Source organism: Neorhizobium vignae (genome assembly GCF_000732195.1).
Classification (GTDB): Bacteria; Pseudomonadota; Alphaproteobacteria; order Rhizobiales; family Rhizobiaceae; genus Neorhizobium; species Neorhizobium vignae.
On the sequence record NZ_JNNU01000010.1, the window covers coordinates 211,983 to 228,360 of the forward strand.

Consider the following 16,378-nt stretch of genomic DNA (forward strand, 5'->3'; position numbering starts at 1 on the left):
ATTATTATGTATATACATGTTCATCCATAAGGAAAGGCGAAAAGCTTATGGATGGGGAAAAATCTTCAAGATCTGCAGGAGGCTCCGCGTCGCTTTGGCACAATGCGCGGATCGCCACTTTTGCTCCCTCGGCATCCGGCCTCGGCATTATCGAAGCCGGTACGATCGCCGTGCGCGACGGGCGGATGGCCTTTGTCGGCGCACAGGCCGACCTGCCCGCCGAATTTGAGAACCCCGAAAACGAAACCGATTGCGGCGGGCGTTGGATCACTCCGGCCCTCATCGACTGCCACACCCATCTGGTATTCGGGGGCGACCGCGCGATGGAATTCGAAATGCGCCTGGCGGGCTCGACCTACGAGGAGATCGCACGCGCCGGCGGCGGCATCATCTCGTCGGTGAAGGCAACCAATGCCCTCTCGGAAGAGGAACTGTTGGGACAGGCGCTTCGCAGGCTGGACACGCTTCTGGCCGAGGGCATCACCACGGTCGAGATCAAATCCGGCTATGCGCTGAACATCGAGGGCGAGCTCAAGACGCTGCGGGTCGCCCGCAGGCTCGCTGAAGTCAGGCCGGTGCGGATCGTCACGAGCTGGCTTGCCGCACACGCAACACCCCCGGCCTACAAGGGCCGCAACGGCGATTACATCACCGACGTGGTGCTGCCGGGTCTGGAAGCTGCGCACGCGCAAGGGCTCGTCGATGCGGTCGACGGTTTTTGCGAAGGCATCGCCTTCTCACCGGCGGAAATAGCCCGGGTTTTCGACAAGGCGAAAGCGCTTGACCTGCCCGTCAAGCTGCATGCGGAACAGCTCTCCGATCTCGGCGGCGCGCGCCTCGCCGCCTCCTACGGTGCGCTGTCGGCCGACCATCTCGAATATCTTTCCGCGGCGGACGCCAAGGTCATGGCTGACGCCGGTACGGTCGCCGTGCTGCTGCCGGGTGCGTTCTATACGCTGCGCGAAAAGCAGGCGCCGCCTGTCCAGGCGCTGCGCGATGCCGGCACCCGCATCGCGCTTGCGACCGACAGCAATCCCGGCACGTCGCCGCTGACATCGCTGCTCATGACCATGAACATGGGCGCGACGCTGTTCGGCCTGACGATCGAGGAATGCCTTGCCGGCGTCACGCGGGAGGCCGCCCGTGCCCTCGGCCTTCAGGCCGAAACCGGCACGCTTGAAGTCGGCAAATCCGCAGACTTCGCGATCTGGGATATCGAGCGGCCGGCCGAGCTCGTCTATCGCATCGGCTTCAATCCGCTGACGGCACGGATCTTCAAGGGCGAGAGGGTTTCCGCATGAGCATCGTTCTGACACCCGGCTCGGTGAGCCTTCGCGAGCTTCAGGACATCTACTGGAACGGCACGCCGGCACGGATCGCTTCTTCGTTCGACGCAGGCATTGAGAAGGCTGCGGCGCGGATCGCCCAGATTGCCGCCGGCAACGAACCGGTCTACGGCATCAATACGGGTTTTGGAAAACTGGCGTCGATCAAGATCGACAGTACCGATGTCGCCACACTCCAGCGCAACCTGATCCTGTCGCATTGCTGCGGCGTCGGGGCGCCGCTTGGCGAAAACATCGTCCGCCTGATCATGGCACTGAAACTCATCTCGCTCGGCCGCGGCGCCTCCGGCGTCCGGCTCGAACTGGTGCGCCTGATCGAGGCGATGCTGGAAACCGGCGTGATCCCGCTCATCCCCGAAAAGGGCTCGGTCGGCGCGTCGGGCGATCTGGCGCCGCTTGCGCATATGGCGGCCGTGATGATGGGCGAAGGCGAGGCCTTCTATCAAGGCAATCTGCTGCCGGCCGCCGAGGCGCTTGCGAAAGCCGGATTGAAACCGGTCGTCCTTGCAGCCAAGGAGGGCCTTGCCCTGATCAACGGCACCCAGACCTCCACGGCCCTGGCGCTTGCCGGTCTGTTTCGCGCCCATCGGGCCGCCCAGACGGCACTGGTCACCGGAGCGATGTCGACGGACGCCGCCATGGGCTCCTCCGCGCCTTTCCATCCGGATATCCACACGCTTCGCGGCCACAAGGGCCAGATCGACGCGGCTGCAGCCCTGCGCGCCCTGCTGTCGGGTTCGGTCATCCGCGAAAGTCATCTGCAGGGCGACGAACGGGTGCAGGACCCCTATTGCATCCGGTGCCAGCCGCAGGTGGACGGCGCCTGCCTCGATCTCCTGCGCTCGGTCGCCCGCACGCTTGAGATCGAAGCCAATGCAGTGACCGACAATCCGCTGGTGCTTTCCGATGACACTGTCGTTTCCGGCGGCAATTTCCACGCTGAACCGGTGGCCTTTGCCGCCGACCAGATCGCGCTTGCCGTCTGCGAAATCGGCGCGATCTCCCAGCGCCGTATTGCATTGCTCGTCGACCCGACCCTCTCCTACGGACTGCCGGCCTTTCTCGCCAAGAAGCCGGGGCTCAATTCCGGGCTGATGATCGCGGAAGTCACCTCAGCCGCCCTGATGTCGGAAAACAAGCAGATGTCGCATCCCGCCTCGGTCGATTCGACGCCGACCTCCGCCAACCAGGAAGACCACGTTTCGATGGCCTGCCATGGCGCCCGCCGGCTTCTCCAGATGACCGACAATCTCGCGACCATCATCGGCATCGAGGCGCTGACGGCAGCGCAAGGTGTCGAACTGCGCAGCCCGCTCACGACCAGTCCGGAACTTCAGAAGGTGATGGCTACCATCCGCTCCGCGGTTCCGAGCCAGGAAGAGGACCGCTACATGGCGAATGATCTGAAAGCCGCCACCGATCTCGTCGCCACGGGCGCGCTCGCCGCATCCGTGTCACCGGATATCCTGCCGGATCTGGAGGCGTAGATGACTGTTGTTGAGACCCGGCAAGGCACCTCCCCCGTCATTCTCGGCTTTCCGCATACGGGAACTGACGTGCCCTCGGCGATCTGGGACCGGCTGAACGACAACGGTCGCCTGCTTGCCGATACGGACTGGCATATCCATCGGCTTTATGACGGCCTCCTGACGGATGCGACGACCGTGCGCGCCACCTTCCACCGCTACGTGATCGACGCCAACCGCGATCCGCAGGGTGTCAGCCTTTATCCCGGCCAGAACACCACGGGCCTGATCCCGGAGACGGATTTCGACGGCAAGACCATCTGGCAACAGGGCGCCGCGCCGACCGAGCCCGACACCACAGGGCGGCTGCGCGAATTTCATGCGCCCTATCATGCCGCGCTCGCAGCCGAGATCGAACGGGTCAAATCCATTCACGGAATTGCCGTGCTCTACGATTGCCACTCGATCCGCTCGCATATCCCGTTCCTCTTCGAAGGCACCCTGCCCGATTTCAATATCGGCACGGACACGGGCAGAACCTGCGCTCCGGACATCGAAGAGGCAGCGCTTGCCGCGACGGCCGCGGCGCCGGGTTACACCAGCATCCTCAACGGCCGCTTCAAGGGCGGCTGGACGACGCGGCATTACGGCAAGCCGGAAACCGGCGTCCACGCCATCCAGATGGAACTTGCACAATCCACCCATCTCGAGACGGAAACCCAGCCCTTCGCTTACGACCGGGCCAAGGCGGAGCGGCTGCGCATCCATCTCAAGGATATCCTGACGCGGATCGAGCGTATCGCCCTCGGCCTCGCGTCACAGAAAAACAACAACCGATAAAGGGAACGTTCCGATGACCAATCCCCGCCACAATATCCGCGAAATCCGCGCCCCCCGCGGCAACCAGCTCAACACCAAAAGCTGGATGACGGAAGCGCCGCTGCGCATGCTGATGAACAATCTCGACCCGGACGTGGCGGAAAACCCCAACGAACTGGTCGTTTATGGCGGCATCGGACGCGCCGCCCGCACCTGGGACGATTTCGACAGGATCGTGGCGACCTTGAAGACGCTCACGGAGGAGGAAACGCTTCTGGTGCAGTCCGGCAAGCCGGTCGGTGTCTTCCGCACCCACAAGGATGCGCCGCGCGTGCTGATCGCCAACTCCAACCTCGTGCCCCATTGGGCGACCTGGGACCATTTCAACGAACTCGACAAAAAGGGACTGGCCATGTACGGCCAGATGACGGCCGGGTCGTGGATCTATATCGGCACCCAGGGCATCGTGCAGGGCACCTACGAGACGTTCGTGGAAGCCGGACGCCAGCATTATGGCGGCAACCTCAAGGGAAAATGGATCCTGACCGGCGGCCTTGGCGGCATGGGCGGCGCCCAGCCGCTTGCCGCCGTCATGGCCGGTGCCTGCTGCCTGGCGGTCGAGTGCAATCCGGACAGCATCGATTTTCGCCTGCGCACCCGCTATGTCGATGCCAAGGCGGAAACGCTCGACGAAGCCATGGAGATGATCACCCGCTGGACGGCCGCCGGCGAGGCAAAATCCGTCGGCCTGCTCGGCAATGCGGCGGAAATCCTCCCCGAGATGGTCCGTCGCGGCATCCGCCCGGACATGGTCACGGACCAGACCTCCGCCCACGACCCGATCAACGGCTACCTGCCGAAGGGCTGGACGATGGCCGAATGGAAGGCCAAGCGCGAAAGCGATCCGAAGGCGGTGGAAAAAGCAGCCCGCGCCTCGATGCGCGAGCATGTCGAGGCGATGATCGCCTTCTGGAACGCCGGCATCCCGACGCTCGACTACGGCAACAACATCCGCCAGGTCGCCAAGGACGAGGGGCTGGAAAACGCCTTCGCCTTCCCGGGCTTCGTGCCGGCCTATATCCGCCCGCTCTTCTGCCGCGGCATCGGTCCGTTCCGCTGGGCCGCCCTTTCCGGCGATCCGGAAGACATCTATCGCACCGATGCCAAGGTGAAGGAGCTGCTGCCGGACAACGCGCATCTGCACAACTGGCTCGACATGGCGCGCGAACGGATTTCGTTCCAGGGTCTTCCGGCACGCATCTGCTGGGTGGGCCTCGGCGTCCGCCACAAGCTCGGCCTTGCCTTCAACGAGATGGTCCGCAATGGCGAGCTGAAAGCGCCGATCGTGATCGGCCGCGACCACCTCGATTCCGGATCGGTCGCCTCTCCCAACCGGGAGACGGAAGCGATGAAGGACGGCTCGGATGCGGTATCCGACTGGCCGCTTCTGAATGCTCTTTTGAACACGGCCTCCGGTGCCACCTGGGTATCGCTGCATCACGGCGGCGGTGTCGGCATGGGTTATTCGCAACATTCCGGCATGGTCATCTGCTGCGACGGCACCGAAGACGCCGACCGCCGGATCGAGCGCGTGCTCTGGAACGACCCCGCCACCGGCGTCATGCGCCACGCGGATGCGGGCTACGAGATCGCTGTCGATTGTGCCACGGAAAACGGCCTTCGTTTGCCCGGCATTCTCGGAAACTGAACCCATGAAGATCCTGCGCGCATCCGACTACAAGCGAATGCCGTGGAAGAACGGAGGCGGCGAGACGGTGGAGATCGCCGTCTTTCCCGCCGGCGCGTCGATCGATGATTTCGACTGGCGCATCAGCATGGCGACCGTCGCCTCCGACGGCCCGTTCTCGATCTTTCCGGGCGTGGATAGAACCCTGTCGATCCTCTCCGGCAACGGGATGGAGCTGACGATCGATGGTGGCGCGCCTGTCACTCTCGAGCTCAGTTCCGGGCCTCGTCCGTTTCGGGCCGACAGACCGGTTTTTGCCGCCTTGGTCGATGGCGTGACAACGGACCTCAACGTGATGACGCGGCGCAGCCGGTTTTCTCACCGCGTCATCAGGCACCGGACGCCCGTGTCGCTGCCGCCCTCGGCATTTTTGAGATTCGTTCTTGCCACAGGAAAACACACGATTGCGTTCGGTTCGCAGAGAGCTGACCTCGGGCCACTTGATTGCCTGACCTTCGGCGGCGACGTGACAGGCGATCTTGTTATCTCCGGGGAGTCGGAGGTTTTCCTGATAGAGTTGGTTTCCGAAGCAGTATCCAAGTCGTTCTAAGCTCATTTGCCGCCATCCACGCTGATGATCTGCCCGGAAATCCATCCGGCGAAATCGGATGCGAAGAACATCACCATGGCCGCGATGTCGTCAGGTGCGCCAAGGCGTTTGAGGGCGATATTCTGAAGGAGCCGCGCCTGCCCTTCGTCGCCCATCGCCTCCCATTGTCGCTCGGTCGCCGGGTTGGAGCGCACGAAGCCGGGCGCGACATTGTTGACGGTGATGCCCCACGGCCCCAGTTCGTGGGCGAGTTGGCGCGTCAGTCCGATCTGGCCGGCCTTGGCGCTGGCATAGGCCTGGATTCCCGTCAGGGAAATGCCAAGACCTGCTCCGCTCGAGATATTGATGATGCGCCCGGCATTTTGCCTCTTCATGCCCGGCGCGACCGCCTGGGCCATGAAGAAGGCGCCGGACAGGTTGACGTCAAAGATCGTCTGCCAGTCGCTTTCGGATATCTCCTCGATCGGCCGGCCCACCTGCCCTCGCACACCGCCCGCATTGTTGACCAGGACGTCCGGCGCGCCGGAGGTAGCTTCGATCGCCCGGACGGTTTCCTGCACGGCACTGCGATTGCCGACATCCAGTACATGCCCCTCGGCCTTCGGCCCGCAGAGCCCGACCGTTTCATCGAGCCCCGCCGCATCGACGTCGCAGGCATGCACCGCCGCGCCGCGGCTCGCGAACCCTTGTGCGATCGCCCGCCCGAAACCGTGGGCGGCACCCGTGACAATCACCACCTTGCCGTCGAACGAAATGTTCATGCCGTCGCCATCGCCAGTTCTTCGAGATTGGCCATGTCGAGCGGACGTTTGCCGTCCTCGATCTCGTGGATCATGGCGATCAGGCGGGCGGCAAGCGGCGTCGGAACGCGCGATTCCCTGCCGATCTCGACGACCGGCATCACCTGCGCATCCACCTCGGTCTTGCGCTTGCGCACGGCGAGATCGCGCCAGATGCCGGAATGCGATTTTGCCGACATGCGGTTATGCGCGACCATGTCGTCGAAGGACTTCTCGGTCTGCTCCGGCAAGGCCAGCGGCCCGAAGGCGGCCGGATCGAACCCGTCGAAGGCTTCCGGCCGGATATTGTTGATAGCCGCCACCGTCGCCACTTCCAGCGCAAGCCGGCGCAGAACCGGTCGCGCGATCGGATTGTCGAGTACATCGGCGATGCTGTCATTGGTGAGAGCCGTGCCAAACAGCAGCGCACCGTAGATGAGCTTGCCCCACAAGAAGCCCCAGATATTGCTGGTGATCAGGGCCTTCGGCTCGACATGCCGCATCAGCTGATAGATACCCTCGGCCCGATCGGTGAAACGCCCGTCGAGCTCACCGATCACCGCGGCGCCATGGCCGCTATACTGCACGACGCCCGGCTCGAGGTAATCCGCCCCGAAATTCACGAAGCAGCCGATGACGCGATGTTCTCCGACGATGCGGGCAATCACGCGTTCGTTGAGCCCGTTCTGGGCGGAGACCACATATCCGTCGGCCGGGAGATGCTGGACGAGAGACCGTGTCGCCGCCTCCGTATGATGGGCCTTGACGCAGAGAAAAGTCCGCTGATAGGCGCCTTCCAGCTCTTCCGGCAGATAGGCTCTGGCCTGGACAGTGTCTTCGAAGATCGGGCCGACGATCTTCAGTCCCTCCTCGTTGATCGCATCGACATGGTCCTTGACGTTGTCGACAAAGATCACGTCCTCGCCGGCGCGGATGAAAGCTGCACCCAGCGTGCCGCCGATCGCGCCGGCGCCCCAGATCAGAATTGGCTGGCTCATGCCCAAGCTCCCTCTAGAAGCGCCCGCATTCCTGCAAGCGCGATATTCTACATTGCCTAACGCGCGCTCGTTGCAGTTTGCTTGAAACGACCGGGGCCGTAACATGACGATATTCGGTTTCCCGACATGCGGACACGCGCACTCCGAGGAGTAGACCACTACGGTCTCGTGGTCGAGTACAGGCTGGGATCGACAAGCGTCGGGCGGCGGCGACCGAGGTCATGCCTCCGGTCGCCGCTTTTCCCAAAGGGATTTCAAAATGAGGAACCTGCGGCCAGCAGACCGGCCAAGGCCGAAGGCTCCAGGGAGGTTAAGTCGTATATGCAGGGCGCCGCGAAGACGGCCGCTCCCAGGATGCAGATGATCACCAGTCTCATGGGGTTCTCCAGGGACGAGGCGCTTGCCTCGTCCGGTTATCCGTTCTTGCCCGTCGCCGCGACCGATCCGGTGCAAGGCGCAAATCGCGTTTCCTCAGGCGAGGATCAGCTCGACATTGATGTTGCCGCGGGTCGCTTTCGAATAAGGGCAGGTCTGGTGAGCCTCTTCGACAAGCTCTCTCGCAAGTTGCGGATCGATGCCCGGCAGGCTGATGTTGAGGCGGGCCTGCAGGAAGTATGCGCCCTCGGTCGTCCCGAGGTCGACCTCGGCATCGACCGCCGTCTCGGTCGGCAACTTGATCTTCCGCTTAGCTGCGGCAAGGCCCATGGCGCCGATGAAACACGCCGACCATCCGGCTGCGAAAAGCTGCTCCGGATTGGTGCCGGCATGCGCGCTGCCGGGAGGTGAAAGCTTGACGTCGAGCTGGGCGTCGTCGCTGCGCGAGAACCCGTCGCGCCCGCCGGTCGTGCGGGTCTTGCCGGTATAGAGAACCTTGTCGATCCTGGTCATGGAACACTCCTTTGTTGGTGTCGCCGGTTGCGACATCCGTTGACGGGAGTGGTTTGACGGGCCGAGGTATCCGGCATGTTTCCGGAATCGCCGGAAATGTATCGAAGAGTAGCGCGGACCTCGCCGGACACCGTTTCATACAAAACGCTTCGAAAAATCAGTCGATTTCCGATCAACCGATGGTGACTTCGGCAGCCAGCCCACCACCGGCGCGGTTGTAGAGCCTGACCGAGCCGCCGAGCGCTGCGGCAAGTTGCTGGGCGATCGCAAGACCAAGCCCCGTGCCGCCGGTTTCGCGGTTGCGTGACTGCTCCAGCCTGAAGAATGGCTGCATGGCCGCCCCCAGCATCTCTTCCGGAATCCCCGGCCCTCGATCGAGGACCGTGATGACGATGTCGCCCTCGCCCCTTCGCTCGACGCTGATCTCGGCCGCGCCGGCAAATTTCACCGCATTGTCGATGAAGTTCGAGAGGATGCGGCGTAGCGCGTGCGGTTTGGTGGACGCGGTGCCCTGCACCACGCCGGCGACGGTCACCGCCTTGCCGGTGTCCTGATAATCATAGGCAATGCTGTCGATGAACGAGGCAAGATCGATGCGGGAAACTTTCTCGCCATTGCCATGCGCGCTGCGCGCATAGGCTATGCCGTCCTGCACCAGCCGCTCGATCTCGCCGAGGTCATGCACCAGCTTGTCCCTCTCGGGCGAATCGTCTGCCATGTCGGCGCGCAGCCGCATGCGGGTGATCGGCGTCTGGAGATCGTGGGAGATGGCGGCGAGAATCTGCACCCGTTCCTCGAGATAATGGGCGATCCTGTCGCGCATGGCGTTGAAGGCCCGTGCCGCATGGACGACTTCGCTCGGGCCGGTCTCGCTCAAGGGCGGGCCTTTCCTGTTGGGATCGAGCGCATCGGCTGCGGCGGCAAGGTCTCCGAGCGGGCGGATCGCCTGCCGGACCGCAAACCAGGTGCAGACCACCAGAAGCGCCATCTGGACGGCGAACACGTAGGGAAGCCATTCGGCGATCGGCATGATACCGGTCGGCGTGACGTCGATGGTGAGCGGAGAGCCGTCGGAAAGGGTGAGATGACCCTGCAGCCGCCTGACGTCACCGGGAATGGACTCCACCCGCAGCGGGAACCGATGCCCCACCGCCTCCTGGATCTTGCCGGTAATCTCGGCGCCGCGGCCCGACACTTCCGGCACGCCGGCAATCCCCGGGCCGAGCACCAGGCGGTAATTGCCGCGGCTCAACCGATCCAGCCAATCGGCCCGCTCATCGGCCGGCAGCCGGTCGAGGATGGCGATCGACGTCGCCAGATCGTTTTCAAGCGTGCCAAGCATGACGGCCTTTGCCGACATGTAGCGTTCGATAAAGAGGATGCTGAAGGAGAGCCCGTAGGCGATGGCGAGACCTGCAAACAGGATAAGGAAAAGCCGGGCACGCAGGGTGCTCGGCCACCATTTTCCCAGGCGTGAGACGCTGGCGCTCACCGCTTCGGCTCCGAGATCTCGACGGGGACCGAGAAGACGTAACCCTCGCTGCGCACGGTCTTGATATAGGTCGGCTCGCGCGCATCGTCGCCGAGCCGCTGGCGAAGCCGGCTCACCAGAAGGTCGATCGACCGGTCGAACAGGTCCGCATCGCGGCCTTGCGTGAGGTTGAGGATCTGGTCGCGGTTGAGCACGCGCTGCGGATGGTCGATGAAGACGCGCAGCAACCGGTATTCGGCACCGCTCAGCGCGATTTCCGTGCCCTGTCCGTCGAGCAGATGGCGGCCGACCGTATCGAGCCGCCAGTCGCCGAAGCTCAGCAGCTGGCCTGCCTCGCTGATCTGCAGGTTGGGCGGCAGCATGCGCGTCCGGCGCAGGACGGCCTTGATGCGCGCCAGCAATTCACGCGCGGCAAACGGTTTCGGCAGATAGTCGTCGGCACCCATTTCGAGCCCGATGATCCGGTCCATCTCGTCGCTGCGGGCAGTCAGCATCAGGATCGGCGTCGCCTTGTGCTTGCCGGCCCTGAGCTCGCGGCAAAGGACGAGCCCGTCATCGCCCGGCATCATCACGTCGAGCACGATCAGGTCGACCGTATTGGCCTCGAGGAAACTGCGCATCTGGCGGCCATCCGCGGCCACCGTCGCCCGAAGGCCGTTCTTCTTCAGATAGCTCGACACCAGCTCGCGGATTTCGCGGTCGTCGTCAACGATCAGGATATGGTCGATATGATCCATTTTCGGGCTTCAAATCCTTGTCCGATGAGAACGGTATCGCACCGCCCTTCCTTCTTTAAACCTCAGGATGGCTGTCGCGAAGCCAAGAAATATCTCCACGGCAGCCATGGGGGCTCAAAATCGGTCGACGTCCAGAACAGCCTGCGCAAAGGCCTGCGGGGCCTCCTGCGGCAGGTTGTGACCGATCCCGCCGGTGATGGTGCGATGCTCGTATTTTCCGGAGAACTTGCCCGCATAGGCAGAAGGATCGGCATGCGGCGCGCCGTTGGCGTCGCCCTCCATGGTGATCGTCGGCACCGAGATCATCGGCCCCGTGCCGAGCTGTTTTTCAAATGCATCGAACCGGGCCTCGCCTTCGACCAGGCCCAGCCGCCAGCGATAGTTATGGACAACGATCTCGACGTGGTCGGGATTGTCGAATGCGGCGGCCGATCTTTCAAAGGTCGCATCCTCGAATTTCCAGCCGGGGGACGCCGTCTGCCAGATAAGCCTGTTGAAATCGCGCCGGTTCTGCTCGTAGCCCAACCGGCCGCGCTCGGTGGCCAAATAGAATTGGTACCACCATGCAAGTTCGGCTTTCGGCGGTAATGGCTTTTTGTTGATTTCCGGGCTGCCGATCAGGTAGCCGCTCACCGATACAATCGCCTTGCAGCGTTCCGGCCAAAGCGCCGCCATGATGTTTGCGGTCCTGGCGCCCCAATCGAAGGCGGCGACGATCGCCTTGTCTATCCCGAGCGCATCGAGGAGCGCGATCATATCGACCGCAATGGCCGACTGCTGACCGTTGCGCGGCGTATCCTTCGACAGAAAGCGTGTCGTGCCGTAGCCCCTGAGGTAGGGCACGACGACCCGATAACCGGCAGAGGCGAGCAGCGGCGCGACATCCACGAAGCTGTAGATATCGTAGGGCCAGCCATGCAGCAGCAGGACGACGGGACCGTCTGCCGGACCGGCTTCGGCATAGCCCACATCGAGCACGCCCGCCTCGACCTGCTTCAACGTTTCAAAAGATGGGTTGGTGCCGGCCTTGATGGCGGTTGATGGCGTCACGACAGGCGACGAAGACTGGGCGCCAGCAGTGCTGGTCATTCCAAATTCGACCGCTGCAACGGTCATGGCGGCAATGCCGACGAAGCGGCGCCGCTGGTGGTTGATCAGGTCGGACATCGAACTCTCCAATTCGTGTTGATCACGGTCGGAAGGAAGCCGGACCCATGTATCCCCGATATGTCCCAAGCCGCGGGTTTTGAATGCGGATGTAGCATCCGGCCGCCGGGATACGTTCTGATACAATTCAGGCCCCCCGCTCCGGCCGCCTTCCGCCGCGCCCGGCGATTTGTGTCGCTCTGTAGCGCATCGGGCGGTTTCCTACACTTCGGTACATTTTCCCTCGAACCCGGACACATCCGGGATACGTCGCGCCGACCAGATTGGCTCCGTTGCTGGTTGCGCCGCACCGGCGCCCAGAACCCGAACATCCGGTGTCAAAGGAAACGATGATGACGCTTCTTATCATTGCCTATCTCGGAGGCGCGCTGACGATCCTCAGCCCATGCATCCTCCCCATTCTTCCCTTCGTCTTTGCCCGCGCCGGACAGCCGTTCGTCCGCAGCACATTGCCGATGCTCGCCGGCATGGCTGCCACGTTTGCGTTCGTCGCCACGCTTGCAGCCATCGGCGGCAGCTGGGCAATCCATGCCAACGAATACGGCCGGCTCGCCGCCATCGTCCTGCTCGCGGTCTTCGGCGTCAGTCTCCTTTCACCACGGGTCGCAAGCTTCGTCACTCGGCCGGTCGTCGATTTCGGCAATCGGCTCATGAATGCCTCGGGCAAACCCGGTTCGGTGCCGAGTGTGGCGAGTTCACTCGTCCTCGGCATCGCAACCGGCCTGCTCTGGGCACCTTGCGCCGGGCCCATTCTCGGCCTCGTCCTCACCGGTGCCGCGCTGCAGGGCGCGAACCTCGAAACGACATTCCTGCTCGCCGCCTATGCCGCCGGCGCGGCAACTTCCCTCGCGGTTGCGCTCATCGTCGGTGGAAAGGTTCTTGCCGGAATGAAGCGTTCGCTCGGTGTCAGCGAACGGATCCGCCAGGTCCTGGGTGCCGCCGTGCTTGCCGGCGTCGTAGTCATTGCGCTTGGCCTCGATACCGGCCTGCTCGCGCGTCTGTCCTATGCCAGCACCGCCTCCTTCGAACAGGCGGTGCTCGACAGGCTGCATTCGAAGCCCGCAACCGGCTCGCCTTCGGAAATCGCCGGTAATGGCATGACAAGCGCCGAAGCCGATACCCCCCGGCCGTTCCGCAGCAACCTGTCGGTCGAGGGCCGTGCGCCTTCGCTCGAGGGCGCGGTCGAGTGGCTGAATTCGCCGCCGCTGACCTCGGAGCAGCTCCGCGGCAAGGTCGTGCTCGTGGATTTCTGGACCTATTCCTGCATCAATTGCATCCGCACCGTGCCTTACATCCGCGCCTGGGCCGAGAAGTACAAGGATCAGGGCCTCGTGGTGATCGGCGTGCACGCTCCCGAATTCGCCTTCGAGAAGAAGATCGACAACGTCAAAAAGGCCGTCGGCGACTTCAAGATCGGTTATCCGGTCGCGATCGACAACGACTACAAGATCTGGCGTGCCTTCGAGAACAGCTATTGGCCCGCCCAGTACCTGATCGATGCAAAAGGCCAGATCCGCTATCACCACTTCGGCGAGGGCAATTACAAGCAGTCCGAGCAGGCGATCCAGGATTTACTGCACGAAGCCGGAAGTGACATGGCAGCCAGCGCGCCGGTCATGCCGGACGCCAAGGGCGCGGAGACAAGCCCGGATCTGCGCAACGTCCGCTCCGGCGAAACCTATCTCGGCTACAAACGCGCCACCAATTTCGCCTCCCGGCAAACCCTGCGCGCCGACGCCGCCCGCGACTATTCGGTCGAGGAACCCAGCCTCAACGAATGGGGCCTTTCCGGCACCTGGACGGTCGGTGCGGAACAGGCGACGCTCGGCCAGCCGGGCGGCGGCATCGCCTACCGGTTCAGCGCCCGCGATCTGCATCTCGTCCTCGGTCCCGGCGCCGCGGGCAAGCCGGTCCGCTTCCAGGTGACGATCGACGGCAAGGCTCCGGGAATGGACCACGGCGCCGATATCGACGCAGACGGCAACGGCACGGTGACTGCGACAAAGCTCTACCAGCTCGTTCGTCAGGCCGGCGATGTCGAGGCGCACAATTTCGAGATCCGCTTCCTCGATCCGGGTGTCGAAGCCTATGCCTTCACATTCGGCTAGACGTCATCCCAAACCCAATCCTACATCAACTGACAGGAGTTAAGCCCATGAAAAGACGTATTCCCACCTTCGCACTTGCCTTTGCCACCAGCGTCATCGCGTTTGCGGCGCAAGCCGCGGAAGTCAAGAACATCGTCATCGTCCACGGCGCATTGGCCGATGGCTCGAGCTGGCGCAAGGCAACCGAGATCCTCGAAAAGCGCGGCTTCAACGTGACGATCGTTCAACAGCCGATCACCTCGCTTGCCGACGATATCGCCGCCACCAACCGTGTGCTGGACCTCCAGGACGGCCCAACACTGCTCGTCGGACACAGCTATGGCGGCATGGTGATCACCGAAGCCGGACACAGCCCGCATGTCGCCGGCCTCGTCTACGTGGCGGCGTTCCAGCCCGACCAGGGCGAAAGCCTGCTCAGCCTCGCAAGCTCCAAACCGGCTGGCGGCATGAACATCCGCGAGACGAAGGACGGGAAATATCTCTTTATCGACCCGGCCGCATTCCCGGGCGATTTCGCCGCGGACCTGCCGAAGGACGAGGCCCGTTTTCTCGCCCGATCGCAGGTGTTTGCCGCCAAGGAGGCTTTCTCCGCCAAGGTCGGCGATCCCGCCTGGCATACCAAGAAAAGCTGGTCAATCGTCGCCACCGAAGACCGCTCCATCAATCCGGAACTGGAACGGGACATGGCCCGGCGAGCCGGCAGCGACATCACCGAGATCAAGGCAAGCCATGCCGTTTTCGCCTCCCAACCGGAGGAAGTCGCCGACGTCATCGAGCGCGCGGCCAGGCAGGCTGGCAAATAGTCCGCGTCAACGGTCACCGGCGTCGGCAGAAAATCCCGGCGCCGGGCTTTGTCCCATCCCGTTCCGGCCAAGTGTTTGCAGAAAGGCCGTTCGCGCATTGTAGTCACTATAGTCATTCTGGTTACAGGTGAGACGATGCAAACTCTTCTGCAGAAACGACTACCACGCTCGGTTTTCCATTGCGGGTAATGGTTTGAGGCGCCAACTGGAGCCTGATCTCTCCGTCAGAATACGCTGTTTGGGAAAATGCCGAATGGCGACCCTCAGTGGTAAACTGGGGCATCAATAATGATATCAACCTGATAGACGCCCTTCCCTGCTCCCAGCTGAAACCGCAAGCTCAAAAACCAGTGGCAATATTTCCCCTGAGCGCTTCAATGAATTAAGAGCCACAACCTGTTCAGCGGGTCAGCGGTCAGCGGGTCAGCGGGTCAGCGGGTCAGCGGATAGATGAGTTGGCCATCCTCCTCGCCTCTCGGGAAGGCGCCTTCGCGGCTGCGCTTTTCGGATTGCTGATAACCTTGGGGGCTGATGCCTATATAGCGCTTGAACATGCGGGAGAAGTAATAGGCGTCCGTATAGCCGGAAAGCTCGGCTGCACGCTTCACCGTGCAGCCGCCGGCCATCAGGCCCATGGCCCGCTCCATCCGCTTGAACTCCTGGAACTTGTCCGGCGTCCAGCCAACGCGTTTGCGGAACTCCCGCTTGAAGTAATCCGGATTGTAGGGCACCGAATTGATCGTTCTTCCGACGATCTCCTCATTGAGCGGATCGGCCGCGATCTGGCTCGCCGCCACCATGACCGAAAACGACAGCGCATCCGGATTGTTGACGTTGCCGACCGACTGCTCCCTCCAGCCGGTATGAGCCTGTTCGATGAATTCGATCAACAGGAACATGAAGAGATGATGCTGAAGCAGCGTCGTCGAGTAGGGCGGCGAATTGTCGTGATAATACCGCGTCAGCGGCTCCATCATCTCCCAGCGGGCGAGCGTGACGGCGTGCTTCAGGTTCATCTGGGCGATCAGGTCGAGCCGTCCGAAGAGGTCGAGCGTGAAATGCTGGGCGATGCCGGTATAGGCATCCAGCGAGGTCGAATGGCCGGAAAACCAGGTGTTCGCGGGCAGCAGCATCGCCCTGCCCGGCGCCATGTCGATCGTCTCGCCCCCGACCTTATAACGTGCCGAGCCCGTCAGGCAGATGATGAGGTCATGCACGCTGTTCGATTTGTCCACGGCCCAGGTATGCGAATGCTGCATCCTTATGGTTGAACGCGTCAGCGTCAACGCCATCGCATTCATCGGAATCGCAGACAGAACGCTACCTTCGATTTTCTCCATCCTTTTCCCCGAATTCGTCGATTTGATCTGACTGGCAAAGTGAGAATATCAGCCCGGGAGCTAAGAACTCAACACGTCTGAGACATTAATGGGAGGAAATGGCGCTTCAATTGCGGGAGCCTGATGGATCAGGTGTGC

At 62.8% G+C, this 16,378-nt stretch carries 14 protein-coding genes and 1 pseudogene; 7 read left to right on the forward strand and 8 right to left on the reverse strand.

Features of this window, described 5'->3' with window-relative positions:
- The first annotated feature begins 47 nt into the window (after positions 1-47).
- The 5 genes from hutI to GQ59_RS18625 are packed head-to-tail and all read left to right on the forward strand — an operon-like array spanning position 48 to position 5,928.
- Positions 48-1,301: an imidazolonepropionase gene (hutI, locus tag GQ59_RS18605; protein WP_037083884.1), complete on the forward strand. Its 1,254-nt coding sequence runs from the start codon at positions 48-50 to the stop codon at positions 1,299-1,301.
- A complete protein-coding gene (hutH, locus tag GQ59_RS18610; RefSeq protein ID WP_037083885.1) occupies positions 1,298-2,833 on the forward strand; it encodes a histidine ammonia-lyase in 1,536 nt (511 codons plus the stop codon). The genes hutI and hutH overlap by 4 nt, the downstream gene beginning before the upstream one ends.
- Complete coding sequence (hutG, locus tag GQ59_RS18615; RefSeq protein ID WP_037083886.1) at positions 2,834-3,652, forward strand: N-formylglutamate deformylase; 819 nt, start codon at positions 2,834-2,836, stop codon at positions 3,650-3,652.
- 13 nt (positions 3,653-3,665) lie between these two features.
- Positions 3,666-5,339, forward strand: a complete 1,674-nt coding sequence (gene hutU, locus GQ59_RS18620; RefSeq protein ID WP_037083887.1) for a urocanate hydratase — start codon at positions 3,666-3,668, stop codon at positions 5,337-5,339.
- A gap of 4 nt (positions 5,340-5,343) precedes the next feature.
- Positions 5,344-5,928, forward strand: a complete 585-nt coding sequence (locus GQ59_RS18625; RefSeq protein ID WP_037083888.1) for a HutD/Ves family protein — start codon at positions 5,344-5,346, stop codon at positions 5,926-5,928.
- 2 nt (positions 5,929-5,930) lie between these two features.
- Here GQ59_RS18625 and GQ59_RS18630 read toward each other — a convergent pair whose 3' ends face one another.
- The 6 genes from GQ59_RS18630 to GQ59_RS18660 all read right to left on the reverse strand — a co-directional run bounded on the left by GQ59_RS18630 (position 5,931) and on the right by GQ59_RS18660 (position 11,989).
- Positions 5,931-6,689, reverse strand: a complete 759-nt coding sequence (locus GQ59_RS18630) for an SDR family NAD(P)-dependent oxidoreductase (protein ID WP_037083889.1) — start codon at positions 6,687-6,689, stop codon at positions 5,931-5,933.
- A complete protein-coding gene (locus tag GQ59_RS18635; protein WP_037083890.1) occupies positions 6,686-7,705 on the reverse strand; it encodes a ketopantoate reductase family protein in 1,020 nt (339 codons plus the stop codon). The genes GQ59_RS18630 and GQ59_RS18635 overlap by 4 nt, the downstream gene beginning before the upstream one ends.
- A gap of 471 nt (positions 7,706-8,176) precedes the next feature.
- Positions 8,177-8,593, reverse strand: a complete 417-nt coding sequence (locus tag GQ59_RS18645) for an organic hydroperoxide resistance protein (protein ID WP_037083893.1) — start codon at positions 8,591-8,593, stop codon at positions 8,177-8,179.
- Positions 8,594-8,765: 172 nt separating this feature from the next.
- Positions 8,766-10,085 carry an ATP-binding protein gene (locus GQ59_RS18650; protein WP_037083894.1) on the reverse strand — a complete coding sequence of 440 codons (1,320 nt, stop codon included), beginning with the start codon at positions 10,083-10,085 and terminating at the stop codon, positions 8,766-8,768.
- On the reverse strand, positions 10,082-10,822 hold the full coding sequence (locus tag GQ59_RS18655) for a response regulator (RefSeq protein ID WP_037083895.1): 741 nt from the start codon (positions 10,820-10,822) through the stop codon (positions 10,082-10,084). The genes GQ59_RS18650 and GQ59_RS18655 overlap by 4 nt, the downstream gene beginning before the upstream one ends.
- Before the next feature lie 114 nt (positions 10,823-10,936).
- Complete coding sequence (locus GQ59_RS18660) at positions 10,937-11,989, reverse strand: alpha/beta fold hydrolase (protein ID WP_037083896.1); 1,053 nt, start codon at positions 11,987-11,989, stop codon at positions 10,937-10,939.
- 332 nt (positions 11,990-12,321) lie between these two features.
- Between GQ59_RS18660 and GQ59_RS18665 the strand changes: the two genes are divergently transcribed.
- On the forward strand, positions 12,322-14,097 hold the full coding sequence (locus GQ59_RS18665; protein WP_037083897.1) for a cytochrome c biogenesis protein DipZ: 1,776 nt from the start codon (positions 12,322-12,324) through the stop codon (positions 14,095-14,097).
- A 47-nt stretch (positions 14,098-14,144) separates the two neighbouring features.
- Entirely contained in the window at positions 14,145-14,900 is a 756-nt protein-coding gene (locus tag GQ59_RS18670; protein ID WP_037083898.1) for an alpha/beta fold hydrolase, read from the forward strand.
- 139 nt (positions 14,901-15,039) lie between these two features.
- Here GQ59_RS18670 and GQ59_RS33440 read toward each other — a convergent pair.
- Both GQ59_RS33440 and GQ59_RS18675 read right to left on the reverse strand, forming a co-directional pair.
- A pseudogene (locus GQ59_RS33440) lies at positions 15,040-15,114 on the reverse strand (type II toxin-antitoxin system prevent-host-death family antitoxin); the annotation flags it as partial.
- A gap of 217 nt (positions 15,115-15,331) precedes the next feature.
- Positions 15,332-16,240: a helix-turn-helix domain-containing protein gene (locus GQ59_RS18675; protein ID WP_037083899.1), complete on the reverse strand. Its 909-nt coding sequence runs from the start codon at positions 16,238-16,240 to the stop codon at positions 15,332-15,334.
- Between the last annotated feature and the right edge of the window lie 138 nt (positions 16,241-16,378).

Excerpts from the sequence above, each read along its gene's own strand:
- GQ59_RS18655 (WP_037083895.1), bottom strand. The coding sequence starts at position 10,822 with ATGGATCATATCGACCATATCCTGATCGTTGACGACGACCGCGAAATC.
- GQ59_RS18645 (WP_037083893.1), bottom strand. The coding sequence starts at position 8,593 with ATGACCAGGATCGACAAGGTTCTCTATACCGGCAAGACCCGCACGACC.
- hutG (WP_037083886.1), top strand. The coding sequence starts at position 2,834 with ATGACTGTTGTTGAGACCCGGCAAGGCACCTCCCCCGTCATTCTCGGC.
- GQ59_RS18665 (WP_037083897.1), top strand. The coding sequence starts at position 12,322 with ATGACGCTTCTTATCATTGCCTATCTCGGAGGCGCGCTGACGATCCTC.
- GQ59_RS18625 (WP_037083888.1), top strand. The coding sequence starts at position 5,344 with ATGAAGATCCTGCGCGCATCCGACTACAAGCGAATGCCGTGGAAGAAC.
- GQ59_RS18630 (WP_037083889.1), bottom strand. The coding sequence starts at position 6,689 with ATGAACATTTCGTTCGACGGCAAGGTGGTGATTGTCACGGGTGCCGCC.
- GQ59_RS18670 (WP_037083898.1), top strand. The coding sequence starts at position 14,145 with ATGAAAAGACGTATTCCCACCTTCGCACTTGCCTTTGCCACCAGCGTC.
- GQ59_RS18675 (WP_037083899.1), bottom strand. The coding sequence starts at position 16,240 with ATGGAGAAAATCGAAGGTAGCGTTCTGTCTGCGATTCCGATGAATGCG.
- hutU (WP_037083887.1), top strand. The coding sequence starts at position 3,666 with ATGACCAATCCCCGCCACAATATCCGCGAAATCCGCGCCCCCCGCGGC.
- GQ59_RS18660 (WP_037083896.1), bottom strand. The coding sequence starts at position 11,989 with ATGTCCGACCTGATCAACCACCAGCGGCGCCGCTTCGTCGGCATTGCC.
- hutH (WP_037083885.1), top strand. The coding sequence starts at position 1,298 with ATGAGCATCGTTCTGACACCCGGCTCGGTGAGCCTTCGCGAGCTTCAG.
- hutI (WP_037083884.1), top strand. The coding sequence starts at position 48 with ATGGATGGGGAAAAATCTTCAAGATCTGCAGGAGGCTCCGCGTCGCTT.
- GQ59_RS18635 (WP_037083890.1), bottom strand. The coding sequence starts at position 7,705 with ATGAGCCAGCCAATTCTGATCTGGGGCGCCGGCGCGATCGGCGGCACG.